A 25,386-nucleotide genomic window follows, 5' to 3' on the forward strand; every position below is an offset into this window, starting at 1 on the left:
TTTTTCGATATCCATATTTCTTTCGTGATTTATCAGCGAGTAATCCAAATGCAGGAATGCTTGAAACCTCTGCTGCAAGTATATATCGACGTTTTTTGTCGACTGCGATAGTAATGGAAAGAGGCTTCATTTTAGTATGCTCACTAGTGACCAAGTCATCAAACTGCATAGCCTCTACCTTCGATTTTTCTAACTTCTTAAGAAACTTCTTTTGCTTCTTTTTTGCCTTTTTGGAGAAGTAATTCATACGGCTTTGTATTGTTTTATAACTAACTTTGTACTTTCTTGCACATGATCTCATGGAATTATTCGTAGCCAGATCGAGAAATAGTCTTCGATTAATACGTCTTTTCTTTTGATATTTTTCAAGAGCGAAAGTTGCACGAGAAAATTTTCTTCCGCATGTTTTGCAGACAAAACGTTGGATTTTTCTCGAATCACTTCTCCGAAAAAAGAATCCATCTTTGGAAATAAGTTTGTTTTTAGTAGTTGAATGGCAGTCTAAATTTGGGCAGCGGTATATCATGACATGATTAATGCAAACCATGCCAATATAAATGTTAGATAAGTTCCCGATATTTATAAGGCTATTTTGTATTCAGTTCAAAAAATGACATTGGTAATTAAAAAAATTATCCCCATTTCGCTGGAGCAGTTTAAAGCGTGTTAACCTTTCCAAAGCCTGAGATTATCTTCTCTATGGCAAGTATTTTGGCATCTAACGTGGTTCTTAGCGAATCTCTAGCAGCTTCATTTGCTCTTTTTTCATCTTCAATTTTTTTAACTAGTGTAATAACATCGGAATCAATCTTTTGTAATAGTTCGCTTCGAAGTTGTGCAATCTCGGCCCTTAAGTCTTGAATGACTTTTGCTTCATCCGTGCCATTTGGACTGATCTTTGTTTCAAGGTCAGTTATTTTTTTTTGTAATGGTGCAATTTTAAGTTCAATCTGTTTAGGGATATCATTGCTAATCTTGGTTAAATAATCCTCTATTTCTCCTATTCTTTGGTATTTGTTTTTTCCCTTATATTTTGTTGACTCATATTCCTCTATGGCGCTTACCTGACTTGTAGAGAGTACTAAAATTAAAGATAAAATAACTTTAAAAACTGTAATAATCCGGTCAGAATAGAAATGTTTTAGATTTCGCATTTTTAGGAGCTCCGTGAAAGATCATTCGAAATATCAACTTCTCGTTGATTATATCAGAAAAAATAAAGTCGTCTATCTGCTTGGATTATTGTCAGTAGTAGTATGCAATATCTGTCAGGTTTACTTTGCTACAGCCATGGGCCGAGTCGTAGATTTCTTTGCAATGAAAAAAGAGAGTTATGACTTTTTTCTTTTTTATACAAGTAATCGTGATTTCACTCATCGTGAAATATTTCATATCGTATTTTGGTCAATTTTTATTTCAAGAATTATCCTAACTATCGCTAGATTTGGCTGGAGAATTACTCTTGCCCGCCAAACGCATTTAGTTTCTGGCCTTTTGAAGAATAAGATTTGGAGCAATGCTAGATTTTTTAAAATTGCTGACCTTGTAAGTATTTACCCTAAAGGTGTCCTGATGAATGCTGCCAATAGCGATGTTGGACAAGCGAGATTCTTATTTGGCTTCACTCTCGTTGGTGTGATTGATATGTTCTTTCTCGGCGTCTTCACAGTTATAAGTATGCTATTTATTAATATGCAACTTACAGTTGTCTCGGTTGGATTTCTTCTGATGATGCCTGTTTTTGTGAGAAAACTTTCAAAGCTTGAGATTGAAAACTATGAAATTGCTCAACAATCCCTCTCTGATTTTAATGATCTTTCGAGTCAGGCGATTTCAACTGTTAAATTACAAAAACTAGGGAAGACTTCGGTATTTTGGTTTAAGCGTCTTTTGGCAAGTGCTTCTGAATATATGGATAAGCGTGTTACAGCTCAAAGTACTTCACTTAAATATATTCCGTATATGGGGGTCTCTTCGATCGTATCGTACATCGTTCTTTTTTCTTATGGAATTTATCTTAATGTAAATGGAGTTATTTCTGTTGGAGAATTTGTTTCAATGCAGGGACTAATTTTCCTTTTACAAGATCCTTTAATGGAGCTTGGTTTTATTATTTCTGAGTGGAGAAAGTCCGCCACTTCACTTAAGAGACTAAGTGAAATCTATGTCCATGAAAATGAGGACTTTCTTAATGATGAGAAGAATGTCTATACACTAGAGCAAGAGCACCATGTCTACGAAATTAAAGATCTAAATTTCTCTTACAATAGTGAACGCCAAATTATATCCGACTTCTCCCTTTCTATAAGTTCAGGAAATAGAATAGGAATAACTGGTAAAATAGGTAGTGGGAAATCTACACTTATTGATATTCTCAGTGGTCTTCAAAGAAACTTTAAAGGTGAGGTCCTCTTTTTCGGCAAAGAATTTAAGCACTACGATCACTTGTCTCTAAGAGAGTTAATTGTGACTGTTCATCAGAAGTCTTTTCTCTTTGCAGACTCGATTAAAAAAAATGTGGCGATGGATCAAGATCTTACTGATGATGAAGTTTGGCAGTATTTAAAAATTGCAGGTCTTGATAAAGATGTCCGTGCCCTTGATGATGGACTTGAAACAGGTTTAGGGGAATGGGGTATTAATCTCTCTGGCGGACAAAAACAACGACTTACTCTTGCCCGAGCACTAGCAAAGAAGCCTAAAATTTTACTTATTGATGATGGACTCTCTGCTGTGGATACAGTCACAGAGGAGTTAATCCTTAATAACTTAATTGAAAATTTAAAAGATACGACAATAATTTGGGTTGCTCATCGAAGATCAACTCTTAAGCATTGTGATGTTATCATTGATATGGATGAGCTATGAGTACAAAGAAATACCTTGCTGTTGATGATCAGGATGAGAGTGTCGTAAAGAAGAAACAATACACAGCTCTTAATTCATTCTTATTCTTATATTCGTTTACTAAGGGAGAGAGAAAGAAGCTTGCTATCTCAATCGCACTCCTAATCGCTTTTTCAAGTGTGGCCATGTATTCTGGGCATGCGATGGGTGTTTTAGTAGGTGATGGATTAGCTAAAAAGAATTGGGACCTTTCTCTTCGTTTTGCCGTAATTGTTATAATTAGTGAATTACTCTCACTTACTTTTAATTATTTTGGGAGAAAGATACTTGTTAATAGCTCTGGTCGAGTTATTCTGACGATTCGTGAGGCGCTGTTCAAAAAACTTCCAAAGCTTCCTATGACATTCTATGATCGTTGGCCGCGCGGTCGTGTTGTGACAAGGCTTACTCATGATGTTGAGGGTGTGGAGTCATTCTTTTCAGGATCTCTAGGGCGTGTTTTAAATTCAGGATTTTTAGCCGTTAGTAGTATGGTTGCGATGTTGCTAACTGATACATACTTAGGATCAATTTTAATAATTTCAATGCTTCCGGCCATTGCTCTTGTTTACTTTACTCGTAATTATGTAGATTCCCTTAATCGAACAATGAGTAAGTACTCGTCTCAAATTAACTCAAAACTTAGTGAGTTTATTGATGGTCTTTACGTGATACGTTCATTCGGGCTAGAAGGATGGAGTTATAATATCTTTAAAGATACTGTTGCAAAGCATGTTAATGCAACTTTAAAGTCAAATCGTTTCTATAGTTTTACAAACCCAATGATCTCTTTTTTATGTGGACTGCCTCTCATTCTCCTTGTTTATTTTGGAGGGGACCTTGTTTTAGAGGGGAAGATGAGTCTCGCGCTCTTTGTTGCCTTTTTAAGATATAGTGAAAGGTTCTTTAATCCTGTGATGATGCTCTTTAGAGAGGTTCATGTTATTTTACAGGCCTTTACTTCTGCTCAACGAGTTGCCAATTTCTTAAGAGAAGAAGACGAAGATAGCTACTTTAAAAGAGACGCTGTCTATAAAGGACATGCCATTAAGGGTGATATTGAATTTAAAAATGTTTGGATGAGCTATAGTGAAGACGATTGGTCTCTACGTGATGTTTCGTTTAAAGTAAATCAAGGCCAAAAAATTGGTATCGTTGGAACGACAGGTAGTGGAAAATCTACGACCATTTCAGTGCTGGCAAGACTCTATGATTTTCAAAAAGGTGAAGTTTTAATTGATGGTAAGTCATTAAAGGATTGGGATATTGATAATATCAGAGAACAGATCGGACTTGTTTCTCAGGATGTTATTTTATTTCAAGGCTCTCTTCGTGATAATTTAACAGTTGATCCTTCAATCTCCGATGAGAAAATTCTTGAAATCGCTTCATTGACTGGACTTAAGACTGTAATGGATAAGGCCTCTATCACGCTTGATTCTTTTGTTAATGATGGGGGAGTCAATTTAAGTGCAGGTGAGAAGCAAGTCATTTCCCTGACTCGTATTTGTCTTCTCAATCCACATATTCTTATTCTTGATGAAGCAACTGCGAATGTTGATCCTTATTATGAACAAATTCTACATGAGGGGATTGAGAAAGTGATGGAAGGTAAAACGTCTTTCATCATCGCTCACCGCCTGGAAACCATAAAAGAATGTGATAGCTTATTAGTCTTTGATAAAGGCGAACTTGTTGAACATGGGGCCCCTGAAGAACTGATTGCTTCGCAGGGAATCTTTTATGGGCTAAGTAAGGCTTCCCATAAATCAGTTACTCAGTAATTGAATTCTCGCGGGGCTGTCCGCGAGAATTATTTAATTATTTCCAAAGCGAAGTTGCCAGTAATAATCCATGAGTCATATTTACTTTTATCGGATGAACTTTTTCTACTTTCAGTGACTGCATGAATCCCAGAACTAGCGCGAGATTTGTAACATCGGTCTTTGCGAAGTCTCCACCAATCTCCTTGTCATTTAACTTCGCTCTTTTTAGGAGTGTTTGAAGTAAGACTTGTTGATCGTATTCGTTATTAATCCCAGTTTGCTTACGAACACTATAGTAGTGCACGCCACCAACTCCTAGCACTGTGTAGTCAGTAAGATCTCCTAGAAGTTCCTTTGCGTCTTTGTTGGCGTAATTTCTTGCGAGATTCATCGCTTCAATGGCGCCGTCTTTTTGTAGTGGGTTCGGTCCTGTTTTTTTATCCCCATTTCTCATTTCAAGATAGCTGTTTTTAAAACTTACTGATGCCATCTTGCCAAGATAAATAACCGGTTGAGTTTTTGTATCTTTATAAGACTTGATAATCTGCATACTACCACCACCAATATCCCAGACCGCAACTGGTTTATCACCAATAAGATTTTGAGTCTTTGCAATATTTAAGGCCGAGTGATACGCAAAAAGAGCTTCTTGTTTTTGAGAAATAATCATGACTTTGAAGTCAATATTTTTCAGGATTTCATCAAGAGTTTCTTTTGCATTGCTTGCTGTTCGAAAGGCAGAAGTCGCAACAGCTGAGAGCTTTGATGCTCCTTGTTTTGTTGCCAGATAATTTAGTTCATTAAGAACTGATATGGCCTTCTTTGTAATTTCTGTACTGAATGTATTATCTTTGCTTCTTTGAAGGTCCTCTTTGAAATCAACTGAGCGCTGGGCTTCATAGATAAGGTTAGTGATAACCTGCTTACAAACGTCCACTCGTGCAACTAGAAGTTTTGTACTTCCTGAACCGATGTCAATAGCTCCACGCACTTCACTACAGCTATCATTTGAAGTTGTTGAGTTCGAATTTGTTCCTACTCCCGAACATGACGACAGTAGGATGATGAACGCGACTAATATTCTAGCGGTAAAAGAATGCTTGGCCTCTGATATTTTCAATGATTTTCCTTTCAACCTTTTTCTTTGCAAGGTTCTTGTCTTTTGATTTTTGGTATTCGCTATACATCTTCTTAATGCTAAGGCCTAGAGACTTTGCAAGAAGAGGTGGTACAGCATTTCCAATTTGTCTCCACTGCGCACTTAGTGGGCCAGTAAAGATGAAATCATTAGGGAAGCTTTGAATTTTTGCAGCTTCTCTTTGAGTAAGATATCTATTTTCAACTGGGTGATAGTAACTATGTCGATGAGTCATAATTGTAGGAGAAACACTCTTGCGATCGAGTCGTTGATATTTTGTTTGTCTCAGTCTTCCTTCGCGAATTGTCTTCCAATCAACACCAAGTTTTAGAGATTTTGTTAGAAACTTCTTCTCATCTTTTTCGTAACGAATACCGTGGCCCTCTGGAATTCTTTGAATTCTTTTAAGGTCAATTTTAGATTTAATTTGGCATTGTTCGATATCATGATTGTGAAAGTTACCATTCTTATCGGCAAGATCTTTAAGTGCATCACCAACAGTAACTGGAGCACGGTATGTCTTTGCCATTATTGTATCGTGGGTTTTCTTTGGGAATATAATCTTTTCATTAACTCGTGAACCAATAAAGATGGTTCTTCTTCTCTTCTCAGGAACTCCATACTGCTCAGCACTCATGACCTGAACATCCATATTGTAACCAAGGTCGCCAAATTTTTTGAAGATTGCACGAAGAGTTTTTTCGTTCTTCTTAGCAAGAAGGCCCGTTACATTTTCAACAATAACAAATTCAGGTTGTGTGTGTTTCACTATTCTCACGAATTCAAGAAAGAGCCTATTTCTATCATCTTCAGGATTACCTGGGCCTACAGTAGAAAAACCTTGGCATGGAGGACCACCTACAACGAGGTTAATATCCTTGCCATCAAGAAGTTTCGTAATTTCTTTATTTGTAAGTTTTGTAATATCGCCGCAGTAAGATTTTGCGTGCTTGTGATTTTTTTCAAATGTATTGATTGCGTGTTGATTGAAATCTACACCAAGTGCACATTCTAGGCCTGCTAGTTCAAGACCACATGATAGCCCACCGGCGCCACTGAAGACGTCGATAAATCTTAGCTTTCCATTTCTACTCATTATCTTCCCTGTTTTTCGAAGTTCTTGATAATATTATGGTTTTAACCGCTTATAAGTGTCAAGAATTATGCTACATATTTAGTCGCGTTAATTTCTGTTTGCATAGGGTCAATTGAATATTTTCCGTGCGAATCTTTGATTATGACGCCGTCAAAGAAATCATTTCTAAATATTCCAGAATTTGCAGCAATGATTATCAAACGTTTCTTAGTCCTTGCTTCATAGTCTAAGATATTCATGACGCGCTTTAGTGTGAACTCATTGATGGAATGTGGTGCAATTTCCATAAATAAAGTACGATTAGGACAATGTAATAATGCCTTTACTAAAGAGAAGAGAAAAAGGTTTTCTTGCGTGTGGTATTTTAACTTGTCGATTTTTTCAATTTTATTACTTATGAGATCATATAGATGCATACAATCCTTATTCTTAAAGAGGTTCTTAATATCCTGATCAAAAAAGTCTAGTGTGTGCTCGCAGAGTATATAATCTTGTACTGATGTATCTTCGTATTTTGCGCTGTCGACATTCGAGATGAAAGAGAAATTACTTGAGTTGCGATTACCCGATAGCTTCAGCAGGGTAATTAAAGTGTTTACATAATTTTTTGAAGAATGGCTTTTGAAGTTATAGATTCCACCATTTTTAAGTACCGCATACTTATTTTTCATTCATCTCTCCTCGATAACTTTTTTTCGGTTATTTTTTATAAATCTAAAGTAGTGAAAAATTCTCCAGCATTTGTAACTTATTGGTTTTTAAATATAATGTTATTAATGAATAAAAAAACTGGTCAAATCTATATTGTTGGCATGGATGGTGGAATAGATTCTGCTGTTGCTGCATATCTGTTGAAAAAACAGGGACACTCACCAATAGGAGTGGCCGTAACATATCACGAGGATGATGGGGATTTTAAGGAGCTCATCTCTCCATTTTTGCCAGATGAGCTTGATCGCATTAAGCAACTTTGTCAGATTTTGGAAATTCCCTTCTATGCGACAAATGCTTCGGAATTATATTTTGAAGAAGTCGTTGAAAAGACCGTTAGTGCCAGATTAACAGGTAATTCATTTGTTCCTAATGTTGGTAAGGTCAGTGTTATTCTAAAGACATTGATCTCTAAGATGACAGGACTTTCGGCCGTTAAGGTCTCGACTGGGCACTATGCTAAAGTTTTGAGAAACCAAACCACTGGACAGCTCAATGTTTACGTTGCAAACGACATTGCTGAAGATGATAGCTTTTATATATCTTCACTTTCTAGTGAAGTTTTGGAAAATATATACTTTCCACTTTCAGAATTAAAAGAGGAAGAAGTTCTAAAAATATCTAAACTTATCCCTTTTGATTTTAAACTTGATAAAAAACAGAGAAGGCTAGATCGTCATAATTTTATGAATAGTGAGGGACTAGCAAAGTTCGTTGAGAAATATTCAGCAACAAGTCTTCGTAAAGAAGGCCAGGTTTACAATTTCTTTGATGGATCAACGATTGGTGAACATTTGGGAATCCATCAGTTCTTCAGAGGACAAAAAAAGATTCCACTCAAATCCAAAGCACAAATAGATAAGGAGCTTGTTGTATCAAGGATTGTACCGGCAAATGGAATGATCTTTTTAGATAAAGAGTCGAGACTATATTTCACTCATCTCTACGTTTCAAATTTTATTTGTGACAAAAATCTCAATCGCTCTGTGCCGATGATTGCAAATATTATGCTTGGAGCAAGAAAGCAAATGCATTCATGCGAAGTGTTTTTTAAAAATAATGGGACTCTCTTCATCAAATTAAAAGAAGAGCTCAAGGATTTTATCTCTCGTGGAGCTTACATTGTTCTTTATAATAAGATCGGAGTTGGCGCTCGTGTTATCGGCGGAGGAATCGTTCGTTATAGTGCATTCTATGATGAAAATGAAGAACTTGCGCAATATCCTAAGACAAAGGACCAAGAAGATAATGAAGAAGATAAGAATAAGCAGAAGAAAAAGGATTTAGGGTTTTGATAGTAAGTAAAATTTTTTCAACAATTATTCTCTGTCAACTATCTTTCGGTTTTGCACTTCGAGATTATGATCAGTCTCCAAGAAATTTTAGTCATCTTGCGCAGGCCATATCACGCTACGACAAAGATGAACTCGTAGGAACACTAAGAAACTTCATCAAAGAGACACGACCAACTCGAATTGTAGGTAGTGAAGGTCATCACAAAGCTTCACAGTTTATTATTGATTTCATAAAGAAGCACACTGACGATAAGAATAGTTTGGTTGTAATAGATGACTTTACTCCAAATATTGATCGTGCAATCAAAATGTATCAAGATGATTTAAAAACGGTACAAAATGCTGGTGATAATGTTAATAAGGCTGAACTCGCGAAGTGGGTTAACTTTACAAACTCTCGTGTTGCTCATCTTGAAAAACTAAGAACTCAGAAAGGAAAAAATATTGTTTGGGAAAAGCGTGGCTCTAAATTTCCAAATGATGTCATCGTTATCGGTGCTCACTACGATACGATTGCCTATGATAAGAAAACTCTGTCTGTTCTTCCTGAAGTAGCACAGCCGGGAGCCGATAATAATGGCTCAGGTGTCGTGATGGGTCTTGGATTAATTCAATTACTCTCTGAATTAAAAATTGAAAAAACTGTTCGTGTTGTTTTTTTTGATTTTCAAGAATTTGGCTTTTTAGGATCTTGGGATTATGCAAAGAAGCTAAGTGATGAAGTTAGTAAAGGCCTAAAACTTTATTCTTATGTAAATCTTCTAATGCTTGGTCATGACTCAAAAATTCATGACAAGTCTGAACGTTATGGAAATATGAATCTCTACATAAGTGAGGCAGATACTTCGCTTTATGACCGCGAGAGAAAAATTGCAAATGAGGCCTTGGCCCTTGGTGGAAATGCGCTTGGAAGTGTTAAGTTTGACGTAAAGGCCACTGAGTTTAAAAACGGAGATGTCACTTCATTTAAAGAGTTTGATCTTCCTGGCATTACATTTACTCAGGACTGGGAAAATGATTTCAACGGGAAGCGTATTCACACGTCAAGTGACTTTGTTGAGACCCTTAATTTCAAAACTTTCTATGATTCTTTCCGCTTTATTGGTCAATTTATCAGTAGTTGGGCCCTAAATCTTAGTAAATAGTATCCGTACTATTCACTTCTTGTTCCCTTTTTGTTAGATTCTGGCCATGACTATAGGTAATGGCAAAACAGTAATCGTTGGTATGTCTGGAGGGGTTGACTCTTCAGTGAGCGCTCTTGTTCTCAAGGAACAAGGATACAATGTTATTGGTATGTTCATGAAAAACTGGGAAGAAGAAGACGAGTTTGGTGTATGTCAGGCCTCGAAAGAGTACGAGGACGTCATCAAAGTTTGTGAGAAGCTTGATATCCCATACTATAGTGTGGATTTCGTTAAAGAGTATCGCGACAATGTTTTTGCTAACTTTGTTGAAGAATACAAACAAGGCTTTACCCCAAATCCAGATATTCTTTGTAATCGTGAAATCAAATTTAAAGTCTTCTTTAATAAGGCGATGGAGCTAGGAGCTGACTACCTGGCAACTGGGCATTACTGTCAAAACATCAATATTGATGGTGTTCAAAACCTTGTGAAGGGTAATGATGCTAATAAGGATCAGACTTACTTTCTTTATACAATCAAATCAGAAATTCTAAATAAGGTTTTATTCCCAATTGGTGATATGCCAAAAAGTGAAGTTCGCGCTCTGGCAAAGAAATACGATCTTGCTACTCATGACAAGAAAGACAGCACGGGAATTTGTTTTATTGGTGAGAGAAACTTTAAGCAATTTCTTTCAAACTATATTCAGCTTAAGCCTGGTCCTTTTGAAAACCTTGCTGGAGAAGTAGTAGGAGAGCACGGTGGTGCTGCTTATTATACCAATGGACAGCGAAAGGGTTTAGGCCTTGGTGGTCCAGGAGAGCCTTGGTTCGTTGTTGGTAAGGATATTGACCGCAATGTTGTGATCGTTGAAAGAGGGGATAATCACCCAGCTCTTTACTGTGATGACTTAACTGCGACTGAGCTTTCGTGGGTTGATTCTTCGCTAATTCCTGTTGTTGGTCAGAAGCTCTATGCCAAGGTTCGCTATCGTCAGCCAGATCAGGAATGCACGGTTATTTCAATTGATGAAAAGCATATTAAAGTCGAATTTTCTGTTCCTCAAAGGGCCGTGACAAAGAGACAGTCAGTTGTTTTCTACGATAAGAAGAATGGTCATGATATTTGTCTTGGGGGAGCGATCATCGAAAACCCTGGTCCTTCTTACTACGAGATGGGCAAGGACGTTACCAATATTTAGGATCGTTGAAGTCGATCTTATTTGGATCCTCTTTTTTTCTTTCGGTATTTTTTAATTCATAAGATAGACAGTCTTCACCACTTTCACGCTTGACGAGAACGGCCGGTATTTGAGCAGATTTAATGCCATAAACGGAGCAGCCGCGTGGTGCGTACTTGTCCCAAGTATTAATGTAGTGCTTGCATTTGATACAGTTGATATGGGCCATCTTTGTCTTCCTTGAGTCTTCTCATACCCCTCTAAAATAAGTCTAGCATAAATTTAATTGCTTTAAACCATGGGAAATATTGTATTTTTTATATGTATAGGTTCAGAATTTGTGACTAATTTTTAGTCGACACTTTTTTCTCAAATTTTTGGGTACTTACGGATTATTAATTAGTTAGCTTAATAAGATATTGGCATTGATTGTGCACTGTGTATATTGAGTTTTTAATGAACTTAATCCATTAATAATTTTTTAAACAAAAGGTTGAGATGAACATCGAAAATGAACAACAAAACAATGACGTTTTAGTGATGTTTCCTGCGAGCAAAAATTTTGTTCCGCCGGTGACGAGGCCCACGCCATTAACAGAACTAATCGATGAGATCTCAGGAATTGAAAAGAATCTTGAAAGAAGAAAATCCATTGAAGTGCCAGATGAAATTAAGACACTCAGTGAAGTGACCCATGCTTTTGAGACCCGCCTAAGAATGCTTGAAGATATTAGTGACAGAATAAAATTCTACGTCGATGATCTTGATACGGAGCTTCTTAAAAAATAATTGCCAAAAGGTTTTCACCATTTTATTATTCATATCCCCCTAAGAGTTAAACATGATTTAGCTCTTAAACCGATCTAGGTACCCAGGGCGTTGTTTTGGGTGCAGGATTTGGTCTTTTAAGTGATGAATGCCTGGGTGGTGAAATTGGTAGACACGCACGCTTGAGGGGCGTGTGACTTCGGTCGTGCTGGTTCAAGTCCAGTCCCAGGCACCATTTTAAAGCTATTCGAACCGATAAGGTTACAAAAGTTTCAATTTTTAAAAAAGCCTTCCTGATTGGAAGGCTTTTTTGTTTCTTGGACCTGATTTTCAGGCATTAAGATTTTCAAGTACCCGTCAATGGTGTTAAATGGACGTTCAAAGAGAAGCTAGCAGTTTATATCTATAAGCTTTCTCTTTTCTTAAAAATACCAATTTTCATCGAGGTCAATTTTAGGTCGTCTCCAAACAATCTCATATTCCTCAGATGTAGTATTTGATTTGACAACTGTCTCCCAGAACGCACCAATTTATTTTCTAAATTTATCACATTAAATGTTCTGATGATTTGGTGTTAGAAAACTAACACTCCATGTAGTTTTTTCAACTAATAAAATTAAAGTCATTAATAATGATTAAATAAGACAATATTTGATGAGTGGAGACTATGTTAAAGCGTGAAAGGTCTAAGTTAATAGGATCCTATACCATTACTTGATCTTCTTGTTAGAGCAGAATGATGTAAGCACTGGAGTGAGAATGAAAAAAGTATTTATTTTGTTTTTAGGAATAATATCACTTTCGACAAATGCAAAATATGCAGATGTCGGACCACGGATTGATGGCTTCTTGCAAAGGGTGGAACCTCTAAAAATTAAAGAAGTATCTAAGAGTGTAGACTATCTAAACCTGTTAGGGACAGCAAATTGCTTTATTGAAACACACGATAATAATATTTTAGATCAAAGAGTAAATTTCACAGTTGATGATATTGATCATAATGGAAAGTTAGTTATTGAAAGTTCTAGTCGTTCATTTGAAGCTAGTTTTATGAATAATGAAAATGGTGGACTCGATATAAAGATTAGCTCTGGTAGAAAAAGAGGTGCGAGAAGTTATGTCGACTTAAGCATTAAGAGTTTAGATGGGCTTCATATCCGTTTAGATGGTGGATCACATGGAAACCTCTTAACGGGACATCGAAAATTGCATTTTCGTTGCCAATAGTTAGTTATTTATCTAATTGCTAGTAAAGAATAGATTCGGCGAGTGTTCGGTTGTTGTTGGCCTTCTTTTCGCTAGCACCATTTTAATAATCTATTAATATACTTTTCTTTATTGTGCGCATTTCTCTGTTTTTACAATAGAAAAGAAAACGATTTGAAAAGGAAGAATAACTCAATTGCTAAGTAGTAGGGGGAATGGATTTTTAATTAAGTTATTGAAAAATTATGTTCTAGTCGAAGCCTTAAGCAAGAAAGAGAAACGGTAGTGAACTCTGTTCACTACCAATTCAAATTTATTTTTGACTGGCCAAAACAGTAAGAACTTTAAAAGTTTCGTCTGATAATAAGTTCTTATTTTCTTCCCATAACTTTCTTGCATCTTCCACTGTCGAATCTGCTCCTAAGGAAGCTTTTACTTCTGAGAATACAATATTTACTTCTTCAACTTCTGTATTATAAATTTCAACTTCTTCATAACTAAGTCCAAACTCAGAAGCTTTATCATGATCAATTTCTACGAATTCAAAATTTGCGGTATCACTATCTAAAAGAACAAGTCCAATTACTCCAAAAAATGCTAGGACTATATTACAATGTCCGTGATCACATGTAGATGCACTAAGTGTCCCTAAAACTCCGAAACCTAGAGACCCTAAACCGGCTAAGGCTATCCCTGAAGCAGCTGGTGCACCAGCGATTGCAGCGATACCGGCTACAGCAGCACGACTATTTTGAATTGGCATAATTGTTAATAAACAAGACAAAGTTATAAGCTTTAGATATTTCATGTTTCCTCCTAAATTTGGTTTTGGTCTTATATAATATGATGGGATTTTGTTCAACGCGGTGTGTATATTTTTCTCAGGGCCCTTCAAAGTGTTCTAAATGATGCCTTAGTAATATTCTTAGTTCTAGTGAGCTATTTCAATGCTTGATAAGCATCAATTATTCCATTGGAAACGGAGAGTCCTTCTAGAGACTTTACTTTTTGGCATGTATTGATAAGTCTTTCTCTCATGCTCCAGCGTGCATCTTTGCCATGATGGGTGAGAATAAGTGCTGCGACGCCGGCCGCGATAGGAGTGGAGAAGCTCGTTCCACTAGAATATCCATAATTATTTTCTGGATGAGTTGTTAAGATTTGTTCTCCTGGAGCGAAGATGTGGACAGAGTCTTTGTTGTAACTAGATGACTTCGCTTTATTACCGTTCATATCACTAGAGCCGACGATAATAATATTATCAAATTCTTCTTCATATGATTCAGGATATCTTTTCGTTGAGCTTACGCTTCCAGTATTTCCAGCGGAGGCAAATAGAATTATGCCTTGGTCGTTTAACTCTTTTAGAATATTTTTAAAATCACTCGATGTTACATTTAGCCTTGCTGAAAAATTGATAATATCAGCTTTTCTCTTAATAGCATATTTAAAGGCCTCAATGAGGTAGGGAAGTTTGTCCTTTCTTTTGGCCATTGGCTCAGGTCTGACGATTGGAATAATTTTAATTCCCTGAGCTATGCCTTTTATTCCAACACGGTTTTCTTGTCCCGCTGCAATTATTCCTGCGACTGCCGTTCCATGTTTTGTTTGGAAATCATAGTCGCCTAGTAGCTGTCCATTCTTCTTAACCGTGTTATAGCCGTAGTAGTCGTCTACGTAGCCATTCAAATCGTCATCAATACCATTGTCTGGTATTTCACCCTCATTTATTAAAATACTTTCTTTGAGGTCTTCATGATTAATATCAAAGCCAGCATCGATAATTGCTACTTTTGGTCGGTATTGTGTCTCAATTACCTCCCAAGCTTTTTTGATATTTGCGCCTCTATATTGTTTGTTGGAATTTAGATACCACTGGTTATTCTCAAGTGGCTCTTGGCCATGAGAATTTATCGATACTAGAAAGAGTGGTATGAATAAACTTTTGGATCTCATAGCTCTTTATATCGTTTCATAAGATAGTCTCTTAAAATTTTAGAAAAGCCCTTTTTCTTAAGTGTTTTCATGTTTTGATAGCAGTAGCTTCTTAGATCCCATGTTAATGAAAACTTAGCGTCTCCGAGATAGGTCTTGTTCTCTTCAGAGAAGTCCTCTACTGATTTTCCGCAGTCCCTTGAAGTAATGTCCTGAGCTTTTGCAGTTAAATAATTTAGTTGTTCTTCATAAATACTTTTTGTGATTGATTTCTTCGTACCAGGGTCTAACTTTGGTTCTCCTAGTATTTTTTTTGAAAGCGCATTTTTGGCGTCTTTAAAGTGTGGGTACTTTGAAGATTTTATTAATTCTGAAGTTAAAGTTTTAGTGATGCATTTTTCAAATTTTTGATCACCACTACGAGACATTAGCATGCCCTGAAGTTCTATCTTACACTCATTGATCGCAACACTCGAAAGCTTTGATGTCGCCTGTGAGCTCATCAATGCTTTTATGTGACTTAAAACAGGAGTTTTTCCACAATTTAGTTCGCTGTCAAACTCTTCACCTAAGAAAATATAATCACGTATAAAGTCGTATTTTTGTCTGTTGACCTTTTTTAGTAATTCTGGATTTATCCTGTAGGCCACAATACTCTCAGCTGCATCTTCCGATGGCGCTGATGCTCCATAGCCTGATACTATTCTGTTAATATCATAGCGCCAACCATTTGGAGTATCTTGCCATTTCGACATTGCCTGCCACGTACTCGATTCTGGCATATTCATCATATATGATAAATTGTGTGAAAACTCATGAAAAATTGAATAGGCCTTCCCGTCATAATCAAGCTCTTTAAACCATGGGGCGTAGAGGTCTATTGAAGCATTTGCATAAATCATAAATGATTTATAATAACCAATACCGTCTTTAATATGTTTTGCCAGACGCTTGTTATCCCAGATTGGAAGCATGTGCTTGGGGATAAGTCTTGTTGCCGTTATTATTGTATCAAGCTCATTCTCGCCGAGAAGATCTGCATCTTTATTTGCATATGGCGAAACATTCAAGTTAAATGTATTTAAAAGATAAGCTGATTTTACGAGTTGATCTTCATCATTGAATAACTCTGTTAATGCACACTCTATACTCTTACAGTTTTGGGCGTCTCTTATTCTACTTTCAAATTTTTCATGTTTCGAAAGTTTCTTGACGATCTCTTCTTCTACTAGCTTTTTAAAGAGGTCGATAGATGATTGAGCCTCATTTTGAAATACAAAACCAGCGAGACTTAAACTATGCTTGCCTTTACTTTGAATACTTTTAGTTAAGAATTGACCATATGACTGATGCTCATATACTGGCCCTAGGCAATTTGCCTTGTGGACATAGCTAAATGGCGCTGCAAACTCACTCTTTCCAAACGCAAGGGGAGAGAGTGCGAATATTACAAGGATCGATTTTATTAAAGAGTTCATGGATAATTAACAGCAATATATATGCCAATGATTGTTTTGTAATTGTGCGATATTTAATGATTAATTGTATAAAAAATTGACACTTTGTTCATTCTTAGTCGCTTGTTTAGAAATGACGAAAGTAACCGATAAGTTAACAATGTTACTGATGTGGAGACAAAAATGAAAATTAAAATACTATTAATGTTATGCATGCTTTTAGCATCAAGCTGCACTCAAGAAAAATCGAAAACAAATAGAAAAATATCTTCTGTTGGAGCCTTTCAACCAAGTGTTGAGCAAGGTGAAATTTGGGGAGATGAAGAAGTTGCTAGCATGAACCGAGTAGCCGAAATATTTCATGATACTCTTATTGAGGCAACCGGTGACGACAAGATAATGAGACGTGATGCCCATCCAAAGCACCATGGTTGTGTAAGTTCATCATTACAAATTGATAATCATCGTCTACCATCTGACCTGCGAGTGGGACTTTTTGCTGAAAATAAAAAGTATAATGCTGTTGTTAGGCTCTCAAACGGTGATCCTGATTTTAGAAAAGCCGATGGAGAGAAAGATGTAAGAGGTTTTGCAATCAAGCTATACGATGTCCCTTATTCAAATTATTTACAAGAAATTGGTTTTGATGAGGAAGAGCATATTCATGATATTGTTATGATGAATGCAGATAACTTCTTTATTCCAAACCCTAAGGCCTATGAAAAATTTATGAAATCAACTCAAGGGAGATGGGGTGTGTTTTCCTACCTTGTTTTTCATTGGGGCACTCTCAAAAATGTACTAAAGGCCCGTGTACAGGTATCAAACCCTCTTGATATTGATTATTCAACAGCAACTCCTTATAAACTTGGTTCTATGTCAATGAAGATGAAATTCAAATCTTGTAGAGCTAAAAGAGATAGTATACCAAAAGAAGCTTCACACAACTATTTGGGAGAGAGACTTGAAAAGACATTAAAAACAGAAGAAGGTTGTTTTGATATGTATGTTCAGCCAAATCGTGATCGTAAGAAAAATGATATTGAAAATGCTATGGCGGCCTGGGATGAAAAAGAATCTCCTTTTATAAAAGTAGGTAAGTTATCGATTGCTAAGCAAGAAGGTTTTAGAACTGCTGAAGCCATGAAGAGTTGTGAGGATTTAACGTTTAACCCATGGCGAGCGCCAAGTGAAAATAGACCAATGGGTGGTGTTAATCGTATTAGGCTTGAGGTATATTTAAATCAATCAAAATTAAGACATGAATATAATGGAGTAAATTAGTGAGGGGAACGTTTTTTCACGAGGGTAAAGAGATTGTTATCGAAACACAAGGTGAAAGCTGGCACCAGTCAGATTCTATTTCTGGTGTTGTTAACGCAAATGGTGTTTCGGCCGGAAATATTGTTCTAGCACTTATTGATGTTAAAAAATTTAACGGAAAAAAAGATGATGCTTATGAAATTGTTGAGAGCCTTACGCTATCTGGTGCAGAAACAAAATTTGATTTCAAACTAGACGATACGGCCTTTATTTCTGAGAAAAGTAAGTCGCTTTGCCTTTTTGCGGGAAATGAAACAGAAGTTTTTGGAAAAGGGATTTTACTTCTATCTATTAAGCCTCATCGCTATATTTTAGATTTTATTCAAGTTTTTGAAACATTTTTTAGATTTAAACTTAAGACGATAAAATCTAAGAAAAAGGATCTTGAGTTAGTATTTACTCCTCCTGCCAATAAAGATTGGGAGCATATTAAGAAGTTCACAATTACATCAAAAATTGAAGATGGAATTTTTTATACGAATTTCACAGTACTTCTTAGTAAGCTAAGTTTTGAAGGTATGGAGACTAAGGCCATCGAAGAGAAGGTTGTTATAAAAAAAGAGTTTGGCCCAAGAGATTATCTTATCTATGGAGATAGTTTTGACCAAGAAAAAATTCAAGCCTTTTTGACAGAAACTCTAGAAAAGTTCAAATTTAAGTCATTTTAAAATATTCTTATCTTTTAAAAATTTATGTACTTTGTTGATCTCGTCAAAAGAGACAACGAAGTCATGAATTGTGTCAACGAAATGTGGTGAATTAAACTCTGCAACTCGTTGAACGGTCTTTGGTGTACACCAATTATCTTTAGAGGTATAAAGGAAGTCGACCCTCTTATCTTGTAAGAAAGATAGTTCTGCACTATTTTCCTTTTTAAAGTGATCTTTCTCTAGCTTTGCAAGTTTTATACTGTCTTCTAATTCTTGAACCGTGACTTGAGAAGAAGCTTGATAATACTTATCTACGATAGGTTTGATTTTTGTGAGGAAATTAATTCTTTTTGGTTTCTTTACGACCATTTCTGCTAGATTGAGTAGTGCTCTTCCGGCGAAGTTTTCGTCGCCAAAATATGGAAAGATCAAAATCATTTTCTTTATCTCTTTGGAGTCCTTTTTAAAAATTTGAGAAGCGAAATATCCACCTATTGAATGTCCAATGATTATTGGGGGGCTTACTTCTTCTTGTATCTTTTTATGGTAATGTGAGATCACAATATCAAGGTTTGTAAAGTGATTTTCAATTTTAGGCAGAGGAAGTAGTTTGAACTCATAACTTGGAAAGTCATTTTGCAGGATAGTTATCCAATTTTTATAGATGGTCTCAGCACTTGGATTTCCTGGAATGATTAATACTTTCTCTTTCATGAGAGTTATTATATCGTTTCAGTGTTAATTTAAATAGTAAAAGTTGAGGTTCCAATGATTATAGATAAAAATAGTGTGAAAAAATCTGTCGCTCTTGGAGCAATATTGACGGCCCTTGCAATTATTCTTGGGGCTTTTGGTGCACATGCATTGAAAAAAATATTAACTCCGTCCCTGCTCGATACATTTTTAACGGGGAACCGTTATCATATGTTTCATGGTCTAAGTTTTATCGTCGTCTCAATATTAGAACTAATCTTCAGTTTAAATCTAAAAGTTGTTCGTTATTTCTTTTTGGCCGGAATTATTGCTTTTTCTGGTATGTGCTATGTATACGCTCTTACTTCAGTTAAAACTTTCGCGATGATTGTTCCGCTTGGGGGAGTTGCATATATTGTTGGTTGGCTAGTGCTTGCCGTTAAAATTTATAAAAATGAATAAAAAAAAGAGCAACTTATGTTGCTCTTTTTGTATATCTTAGTTGCTTTTGATTTCTTCTTAAGCCGGACTAACTTCAATCCTTTTCATTTTTCCATCACCGATTGAGTTTGTTTTCACTTTCTCATCTCCGCTTAGAAATTCGTGAACTAAACGTCTTTGTGCAGGATTAAGAGGCTTCATAAGAATTGCTTTCTTTGTTTGAAGAACCTTGTCTCTGGCCGTTGCAGCTGTTTTTAAAAGTAGATCATCAGAACTTTTTGAGTCATATGATTTTGCAAAAACCTTTACATTTCTTGGAAGGTCAATTTTGTTGATTAAGTAAGACTTACTTACATACTCAAGTGCTTTTAGAAGTTCAAAGTCATTTTTAGTAAGTAGTTTTTCATCTTGACCCTCAAAAGTGATGTAAACATTATTTTTGAAGGAAACTTTAACTCTAAGTTTAAGTTTCGATACTTTGATTATATCAATAAGAAACGGTAGAAGTAGTTTCTTGTAGATTGCCTTCAATGTTACACGGTACTTACAAGTTCTCTTACCAAAGAAGAAGAATTTACGTCTTCCTTTTTCCAGAACTTCAAACTCAAGAAGAGACTCATCGTTGATTTGGAAGTAGTTAAGTGCATCTTCGATGATTTTAGATGTGTCATCAGTTGAAACGATGAACTCTTTTGTATTCTTTGCTTCTAGTGGTGAGTTTGTAAATGGTCTATCTACAGAAAGCTTGATTCCACTTGGAGTGTTATCAACATAGGTCTTACCTTTTTTCTGGTTCTGGCGAGCTTGTGATTGACCTGGTCCTTTTTCAATAAGTCTTAAAGTCTTGCTATCAATTCTTGGCTTCTTGCAAATATCTGTTGCAAAAGAGTCGTCTTCGATATCCATCTTTGGAATGCTTGAACCAATTAGTTCATTGATTCCATCAAGGTATTCACAGTCTTCGAATGAACAAAAGCTAATCGCTTCTCCATCTTTACCTGCACGCCCAGTTCTTCCAATTCTATGAACGTAGTTTGCCGCATCTTGTGGAAGATCATAATTAACAACTAGGTTTACGTCTTTGATATCAAGCCCTCTGGCCGCAACATCAGTACAAACTAGGATTGTAACTTTCTTTGCGTGAAAGTCTTCCATTAGTTTTGTACGCTTATTTTGTTGAAGACGCCCTGAGATTGGCATTGCCTTAAATTTCATCGCTCCAAGCCACTCAGCTAGAAGGTGAGTTTGGTATTGTGTATTACAAAAAATAATTGCATAAGCATCTTCGTGCTTTCTTAAAATATTGACAAGAAATGGCATTTTCTCGTCACTCTCGATCATAGCAATTTTGTGATCGATATTATCTACGAGGAGTGAGTCCGAGTTTAGTTTTAATTCGACAGGATGTGATCTAAATTTATATGCTGTCGATAGAACATCCATATTTGTTGTTGCTGATACCATGATTAATTGTCTTGTATCAGGAATATCTTTGAGGATTATTTCGATATCTTTTTTGAAACCCATATCAAAAAGTCTGTCGGCCTCATCAAAGACAACTCCTTGTACTTCTGTGATATTTACAATGTTATGACCTAGGATATCGATAAGTCTTCCTGGAGTAGCAACAAGTACGTGTGGGATTTCAGCAAGAGTTTCCTTTTGCTTTTCAATATTTTCTCCACCGATGATACATGAGGTTTTGATTCCAAGGTCTTTTCCAATTTGGTTGAAGACTTTATCTGTTTGCTGCGCTAATTCACGAGTCGGACTTAATACGATATAAAGTCCTTTCATGTCATTATTAAGAATTTTGTTGATAATTGGGATTGCAAAAGAACCTGTTTTTCCACTTCCAGTTTCTGCAAGTGCGAAAATATCAGTACCGCTTAGTACTTTCTCTAGTGTTAGTTCCTGAATGGCCGTTGGGGATTCGAATCCGATGTTTTTTAATGCGTCTATTAGACGTTCGTCTAAGTTATAATCTCTAAATGTTTTATTTTCCATGGCCTTGTTATACTTGATAATTTATACAATGACTAAGTTTAGTTTGATTAAGTGGCGAAAAAAATAATGCGCATAGCATAATGTGTACCTTTTTTTCAATATTTGGAAGTTTGAATGTTAAATATCCTGATTTTGAATCTTTCTGTCTTCATGCTCGCAACGGCGCCTGTGATTGTGAAGTTTTCCTCACTTGCCCCAATAAGTATCTTGTTTTTCCGTTTACTGCTCGTCAGCATTTTACTTCTTCCTTTTGCTGTACGCTCTGGGATACGAATTGATAAAGATGATTTGATTAAGGTTGCACTGGCCAGTTGTTTCCTTTTCTTTCATTTCCTCAGTTGGTTCAGTGGAATTCAAAAAATTCCAGTCGGACTTACCGTTATCATCTATGCAACGAATCCGATCTTTACTGCCTTAATAGGTCATCTTGTTATCCGCGAATACTTTAATAAAAGATTCTTATTCTCTCTTGTGTTTAGTTTTGTTGGCGTTGTTATAGCTTCATTGTCAAAGGCCAATGGTGAAGTAGACTTTGTCGGGGTTTTTCAAATACTCTTAGCGGCGTTGTTCTATTCTTCGTATATGGTTTATTCGAAAAGAAACCGTGCGACAGTGAAGAATTCTACCTATAACTTCTACCTTAACTTTTTTACTTGTATTTTAGGTGGTGGTGCTCTGCTGGTATTAGGACTCTCTAGTTCAGGTGTCGAGCTACTTTCGCTTCCGAGTTTGTATGATTGGCAGGTTTTACTTGCACTCGCCATACTCCCAAGTATTCTTGGACATACACTAATGGTCTACTCTGTCTCGCATTACAATTTAAATATGATTAGTAGTCTCAAGCTTTTTTCTCCTCTCATATCTTCGTATATGGCCTATGTGTTCTTTGGTGAAAGATTCAACGAAAACCTATTACTTGGTTTTTCTTTTGTGGCCATTGGGGTGATTTTTGCATTACCATGGAAGAGAAGAAATATTTAGGGACGACTATGAAATACTCACTATACTTACTTGTTTTACTTTCATTTTTCTCATGTGCTGTTAATCGCGTAATCATCAACAGTGATGGACAAGCTTATACTGATCTTATGGATACAGGTAAGGTAATATCAGGGCTTCCAAATCTCTATATCGAAACCGTTACAGATTCTCGCGAGATGAAGGCAAATATTGGACTCGCCAAAACTGGAACTTTAGGGGACTTTTCTCCGATTGAGACTAGTAGACCTTTTTCTGAAGAAGTTAAGTACGTACTTGAAAAACAATTTTTAAAAAAAGGGTTTCTCATTAGTGCCGCTTCAAAAAATGTATTAAAACTTGATATATCTAAGTTTGAATTAAAAGAGTCACCTCCACGAACTGTGCCTGAAAGATCTTATTGCTATCTAGGCGCAACAGTTAATTTCTATTCAGTTGATGAGCAAAGAGACGTTCTTATAAGTAAGGTTAATATTGAACTATCATCTCCAGAAAGTTTTGATGCAACTAAATATCTCGATAAAACATTTGTGACTTGTCTGGCCCAGCTTGTTTCAAAATTAGCTATAGACCCAAAAGTTCAAGAAGTCTTAAGATTTAGTTATAAATAAGACCTTCTCTCTAATATTGTCTAGAACCTGCTTTGAGAATTGCAGAGAATCCTTCTTTACACCAGGATGAACTCTAAGAGAGAAACTCATCCTGTCATTCAATGTCATAATAACAAAGCTGATAGGGAAGTTGATAGAACCTGGGGTTGCAAAGAACCAAGCGTCGTCTTTTTCGGCGTTATCAAGATGGGTATAGTTGTCGTCAGTGTACCACTTACCAACATTAGAAATAGAACCAAGCCAAAATTTTGTTTGAGAAGCCTTCAGAGAGAGTTTCTTCATATAGTTATAGCCTGTTAAAATCCCGATGTGATGAACCCACCATAATCCTAGATACTTAAAAGATTTTAGCTCTTCTCTAATATTTTGCTGTATTTCCTCAATCGATATATCTTTATAGACATTAAGTGCAATGAATGATGAGTGATTTGCGTAATTATTATCCTTTTGAACCATTCCTCGAACATTTACTGGAAACAGCCAGGTATGGGTGTCACTCTCGTTTTCGAGTGAAGGAAATATTTCATTGGTTATAAGCTTCGTTAGGATGGCGTTTTCGGAAACTTTATTCATTTCACAGTATTGATTAAATGCCAGAGTTTCATTCTTACTTAATGTGAGACGAGAATATTCGAAGATATCTTCAATTCTTTGAATATTTCTCTCTTTCCAAATCGAGTTAGAAATTGGAGAGACTTTCAAATTAGAGAGAGTCAGTTTTACAGTATCTATAAAACTAAATTTCTTGATATAGTCCATTTTCCTCGGGGTACAGTTTTGCTGGCCGAATTTTTCCATGTAGAAAGGGATAGAGCTTGTTCCATCCATGATCGCATGGGAGAATGAATACCTCTCTTCTTTATTTGCACTTCTTCTCACAAAGGCAATGAGATCATTTTCTCCTCTTTCTTTGAGTATCTTGTACCAAAGACCGAGCCAATCTCGAGATTGATACCTTTTATTAAGTAGAAGCTTTAAAAGCATTATAGGAATGCTCCTTCAAATCGAAATGAACTTTTTGGCAGAATTCCTTTTTCTTCTTCGGGATGAATTTCAAAAAGGTGACCATTTGTTGTAAAGGCGATTCCTTGCCTTAGCATCGAGACATCTTCTTCTTTAGTTTCTTGAACGTAATTTATAATATGAATTTCTCTTAGTAGGCCAGAGCGTTTGATCCATTTCCAAATAGATTCGATGACCATATCACGATCGTCTTTTTCTAGAGCTTTCGCAAAAGTGAGGTAAGTCAGTTCGAGCGTCGATAGCTCTCCATCTGATCCCGGTGTTGGGCGACCGAGTAGCTTCAGTAATTTTGTTGCTTGAAGTTTAGTACCTTTAAGATTTTGTACTTTAAGTCTTCTTGTTATATTTTTAGTAACTGGTCTAGCAATTGCGATGAGATTTCCTTGAGAAAAAACACCGAGATTATTAAATGTCGCATGCTTTTTTGTCAGTGTCTCATGTGTATATTTCGTATCTTCACTTAGAAATTTAGTTCCATTTTGTTTGTTGTAAAAACTTTGGAATTCTTCGGTTGATATTTCTTTGGTGTAGAATTTGTCATTCGGGAAAAGTCCTGTATTGATATGACTTTTAACGTAATATGTTCCTAGGTGACGGTAAGTAATTCCTCTACCACTTTTTGTGAGCGAGTTTATTGCGGCATCATTATTTGCTAAAATAGCCGTGTATGCACTCTTACATGCTAGTGATGGTTCTAATCTTGGTAGAGCACTTACTAGTCGCGGAAAGAATTGTCTCCACTGAACTCGAGCCTTCCTTCCTGCATTGTGCGAGATTCTAAGGTCGCAGAAATAAGCAAGCGGTGTGCTCTCGTTTTCTAGTTGGCGCATATGCCTAAGTACCGAACCCATTCCACCAATTGATAAATCATCGTTTAAGAAAAGAAACGTCCAATAGGTATCTGTGGTGAGGCGATAAAGATCAAAAAAGTTTGGATCACGCGCAAAAGAAATAGATTCCTCTTTTGTCTGCATTGATTCATTTTTATAGAACTTTAAAATGGCCTCATTGTCTGCTTCTGTGGCCATTCTGATGTGCGAGAATTCTTCTAGGATTTTATGTAAGTCTTCGTACTGTTGCATATTGGTCCTATAA

The 25,386-nt window shown here is 36.2% G+C and carries 24 protein-coding genes, 1 tRNA gene and 1 pseudogene; 13 read left to right on the forward strand and 13 right to left on the reverse strand.

What is annotated here, in order from left to right:
* Both M900_RS17625 and M900_RS00815 read right to left on the reverse strand, forming a co-directional pair.
* Positions 1-526 (reverse strand): annotated as a pseudogene (locus tag M900_RS17625) (ISL3 family transposase); the annotation flags it as partial.
* 130 nt (positions 527-656) lie between these two features.
* Positions 657-1,154 (reverse strand): hypothetical protein, encoded by a 498-nt coding sequence (locus tag M900_RS00815; RefSeq protein ID WP_021273017.1) that lies wholly within the window; start codon positions 1,152-1,154, stop codon positions 657-659.
* A 13-nt stretch (positions 1,155-1,167) separates the two neighbouring features.
* Here M900_RS00815 and M900_RS00820 point away from each other — a divergent pair, with 13 nt between their 5' ends.
* Complete coding sequence (locus M900_RS00820; RefSeq protein WP_021273026.1) at positions 1,168-2,868, forward strand: ABC transporter ATP-binding protein; 1,701 nt, start codon at positions 1,168-1,170, stop codon at positions 2,866-2,868.
* Positions 2,865-4,670 (forward strand): ABC transporter ATP-binding protein, encoded by a 1,806-nt coding sequence (locus tag M900_RS00825; RefSeq protein WP_021272972.1) that lies wholly within the window; start codon positions 2,865-2,867, stop codon positions 4,668-4,670. Before M900_RS00820 ends, M900_RS00825 begins: the two co-directional genes overlap by 4 nt.
* A 37-nt stretch (positions 4,671-4,707) precedes the next feature.
* Here the strand turns inward: M900_RS00825 and M900_RS00830 are convergent, their stop codons facing one another.
* The 3 genes from M900_RS00830 to M900_RS00840 all read right to left on the reverse strand — a co-directional run bounded on the left by M900_RS00830 (position 4,708) and on the right by M900_RS00840 (position 7,557).
* Positions 4,708-5,772: a Ppx/GppA phosphatase family protein gene (locus tag M900_RS00830; RefSeq protein WP_034730678.1), complete on the reverse strand. Its 1,065-nt coding sequence runs from the start codon at positions 5,770-5,772 to the stop codon at positions 4,708-4,710.
* Entirely contained in the window at positions 5,735-6,886 is a 1,152-nt protein-coding gene (locus M900_RS00835) for a DNA cytosine methyltransferase (RefSeq protein ID WP_021272954.1), read from the reverse strand. Before M900_RS00835 ends, M900_RS00830 begins: the two co-directional genes overlap by 38 nt.
* 65 nt (positions 6,887-6,951) lie before the next feature.
* Positions 6,952-7,557 carry a hypothetical protein gene (locus M900_RS00840; RefSeq protein WP_021273034.1) on the reverse strand — a complete coding sequence of 202 codons (606 nt, stop codon included), beginning with the start codon at positions 7,555-7,557 and terminating at the stop codon, positions 6,952-6,954.
* Between the two features lie 105 nt (positions 7,558-7,662).
* Between M900_RS00840 and M900_RS00845 the strand changes: the two genes are divergently transcribed.
* Genes M900_RS00845 through mnmA form a run of 3 tightly spaced genes read left to right on the forward strand, consistent with a single transcriptional unit; the run spans position 7,663 to position 11,220 of the window.
* Positions 7,663-8,892, forward strand: a complete 1,230-nt coding sequence (locus M900_RS00845; protein ID WP_157680507.1) for an aminomethyltransferase beta-barrel domain-containing protein — start codon at positions 7,663-7,665, stop codon at positions 8,890-8,892.
* Positions 8,889-10,037: a M28 family metallopeptidase gene (locus M900_RS00850; protein ID WP_021272964.1), complete on the forward strand. Its 1,149-nt coding sequence runs from the start codon at positions 8,889-8,891 to the stop codon at positions 10,035-10,037. Before M900_RS00845 ends, M900_RS00850 begins: the two co-directional genes overlap by 4 nt.
* Before the next feature lie 46 nt (positions 10,038-10,083).
* Complete coding sequence (mnmA, locus tag M900_RS00855) at positions 10,084-11,220, forward strand: tRNA 2-thiouridine(34) synthase MnmA (protein WP_021272969.1); 1,137 nt, start codon at positions 10,084-10,086, stop codon at positions 11,218-11,220.
* Here mnmA and M900_RS00860 read toward each other — a convergent pair.
* Positions 11,207-11,428 carry a hypothetical protein gene (locus M900_RS00860; protein ID WP_021272953.1) on the reverse strand — a complete coding sequence of 74 codons (222 nt, stop codon included), beginning with the start codon at positions 11,426-11,428 and terminating at the stop codon, positions 11,207-11,209. The genes mnmA and M900_RS00860 overlap by 14 nt on opposite strands.
* Before the next feature lie 269 nt (positions 11,429-11,697).
* Here M900_RS00860 and M900_RS00865 point away from each other — a divergent pair, with 269 nt between their 5' ends.
* The 3 genes from M900_RS00865 to M900_RS00875 all read left to right on the forward strand — a co-directional run bounded on the left by M900_RS00865 (position 11,698) and on the right by M900_RS00875 (position 13,194).
* A complete protein-coding gene (locus M900_RS00865) occupies positions 11,698-11,988 on the forward strand; it encodes a hypothetical protein (RefSeq protein ID WP_021273006.1) in 291 nt (96 codons plus the stop codon).
* Positions 11,989-12,117: 129 nt separating this feature from the next.
* Positions 12,118-12,202: transfer RNA gene (locus M900_RS00870), tRNA-Leu, on the forward strand.
* Between the two features lie 524 nt (positions 12,203-12,726).
* Positions 12,727-13,194 (forward strand): hypothetical protein, encoded by a 468-nt coding sequence (locus tag M900_RS00875; protein ID WP_021272980.1) that lies wholly within the window; start codon positions 12,727-12,729, stop codon positions 13,192-13,194.
* A gap of 292 nt (positions 13,195-13,486) precedes the next feature.
* On the opposite strand, the gene M900_RS00880 is transcribed toward M900_RS00875, so the two are convergent.
* The 3 genes from M900_RS00880 to M900_RS00890 all read right to left on the reverse strand — a co-directional run bounded on the left by M900_RS00880 (position 13,487) and on the right by M900_RS00890 (position 16,586).
* Complete coding sequence (locus M900_RS00880; RefSeq protein ID WP_021273036.1) at positions 13,487-13,981, reverse strand: hypothetical protein; 495 nt, start codon at positions 13,979-13,981, stop codon at positions 13,487-13,489.
* A gap of 131 nt (positions 13,982-14,112) precedes the next feature.
* Positions 14,113-15,129 (reverse strand): S8 family serine peptidase, encoded by a 1,017-nt coding sequence (locus M900_RS00885; RefSeq protein WP_021272959.1) that lies wholly within the window; start codon positions 15,127-15,129, stop codon positions 14,113-14,115.
* Positions 15,126-16,586: a hypothetical protein gene (locus M900_RS00890; RefSeq protein ID WP_021272957.1), complete on the reverse strand. Its 1,461-nt coding sequence runs from the start codon at positions 16,584-16,586 to the stop codon at positions 15,126-15,128. Before M900_RS00890 ends, M900_RS00885 begins: the two co-directional genes overlap by 4 nt.
* A 162-nt stretch (positions 16,587-16,748) precedes the next feature.
* Between M900_RS00890 and M900_RS00895 the strand changes: the two genes are divergently transcribed.
* A complete protein-coding gene (locus M900_RS00895; protein ID WP_021272997.1) occupies positions 16,749-17,849 on the forward strand; it encodes a catalase in 1,101 nt (366 codons plus the stop codon).
* Positions 17,849-18,556, forward strand: coding sequence for a hypothetical protein (locus tag M900_RS00900; RefSeq protein ID WP_021273012.1), 708 nt, complete (start codon positions 17,849-17,851; stop codon positions 18,554-18,556). Before M900_RS00895 ends, M900_RS00900 begins: the two co-directional genes overlap by 1 nt.
* On the opposite strand, the gene M900_RS00905 is transcribed toward M900_RS00900, so the two are convergent.
* Positions 18,548-19,252 carry an alpha/beta hydrolase gene (locus M900_RS00905; RefSeq protein ID WP_021272981.1) on the reverse strand — a complete coding sequence of 235 codons (705 nt, stop codon included), beginning with the start codon at positions 19,250-19,252 and terminating at the stop codon, positions 18,548-18,550. The genes M900_RS00900 and M900_RS00905 overlap by 9 nt on opposite strands.
* Before the next feature lie 54 nt (positions 19,253-19,306).
* On the opposite strand from M900_RS00905, the gene M900_RS00910 reads away from it, so the two are divergent.
* Positions 19,307-19,693, forward strand: coding sequence for a DUF423 domain-containing protein (locus M900_RS00910; RefSeq protein ID WP_021273032.1), 387 nt, complete (start codon positions 19,307-19,309; stop codon positions 19,691-19,693).
* 57 nt (positions 19,694-19,750) lie between these two features.
* Here the strand turns inward: M900_RS00910 and M900_RS16795 are convergent, their stop codons facing one another.
* Complete coding sequence (locus M900_RS16795; protein ID WP_021272951.1) at positions 19,751-21,679, reverse strand: DEAD/DEAH box helicase; 1,929 nt, start codon at positions 21,677-21,679, stop codon at positions 19,751-19,753.
* 114 nt (positions 21,680-21,793) lie between these two features.
* Here M900_RS16795 and M900_RS00920 point away from each other — a divergent pair, with 114 nt between their 5' ends.
* Entirely contained in the window at positions 21,794-22,660 is an 867-nt protein-coding gene (locus M900_RS00920) for a DMT family transporter (RefSeq protein ID WP_021272996.1), read from the forward strand.
* 8 nt (positions 22,661-22,668) lie between these two features.
* Complete coding sequence (locus tag M900_RS00925; protein ID WP_021273002.1) at positions 22,669-23,268, forward strand: putative lipoprotein; 600 nt, start codon at positions 22,669-22,671, stop codon at positions 23,266-23,268.
* Here M900_RS00925 and M900_RS00930 read toward each other — a convergent pair.
* Both M900_RS00930 and M900_RS00935 read right to left on the reverse strand, forming a co-directional pair.
* Positions 23,248-24,252 (reverse strand): hypothetical protein, encoded by a 1,005-nt coding sequence (locus tag M900_RS00930; RefSeq protein ID WP_021272976.1) that lies wholly within the window; start codon positions 24,250-24,252, stop codon positions 23,248-23,250. The genes M900_RS00925 and M900_RS00930 overlap by 21 nt on opposite strands.
* Positions 24,252-25,373, reverse strand: coding sequence for a hypothetical protein (locus M900_RS00935; protein WP_021273037.1), 1,122 nt, complete (start codon positions 25,371-25,373; stop codon positions 24,252-24,254). The genes M900_RS00930 and M900_RS00935 overlap by 1 nt, the downstream gene beginning before the upstream one ends.
* Positions 25,374-25,386: the final 13 nt, after the last annotated feature.

Origin of the sequence: Bacteriovorax sp. Seq25_V (assembly GCF_000447795.1) — a bacterium.
Taxonomy (GTDB): Bacteria; Bdellovibrionota; Bacteriovoracia; order Bacteriovoracales; family Bacteriovoracaceae; genus Halobacteriovorax_A.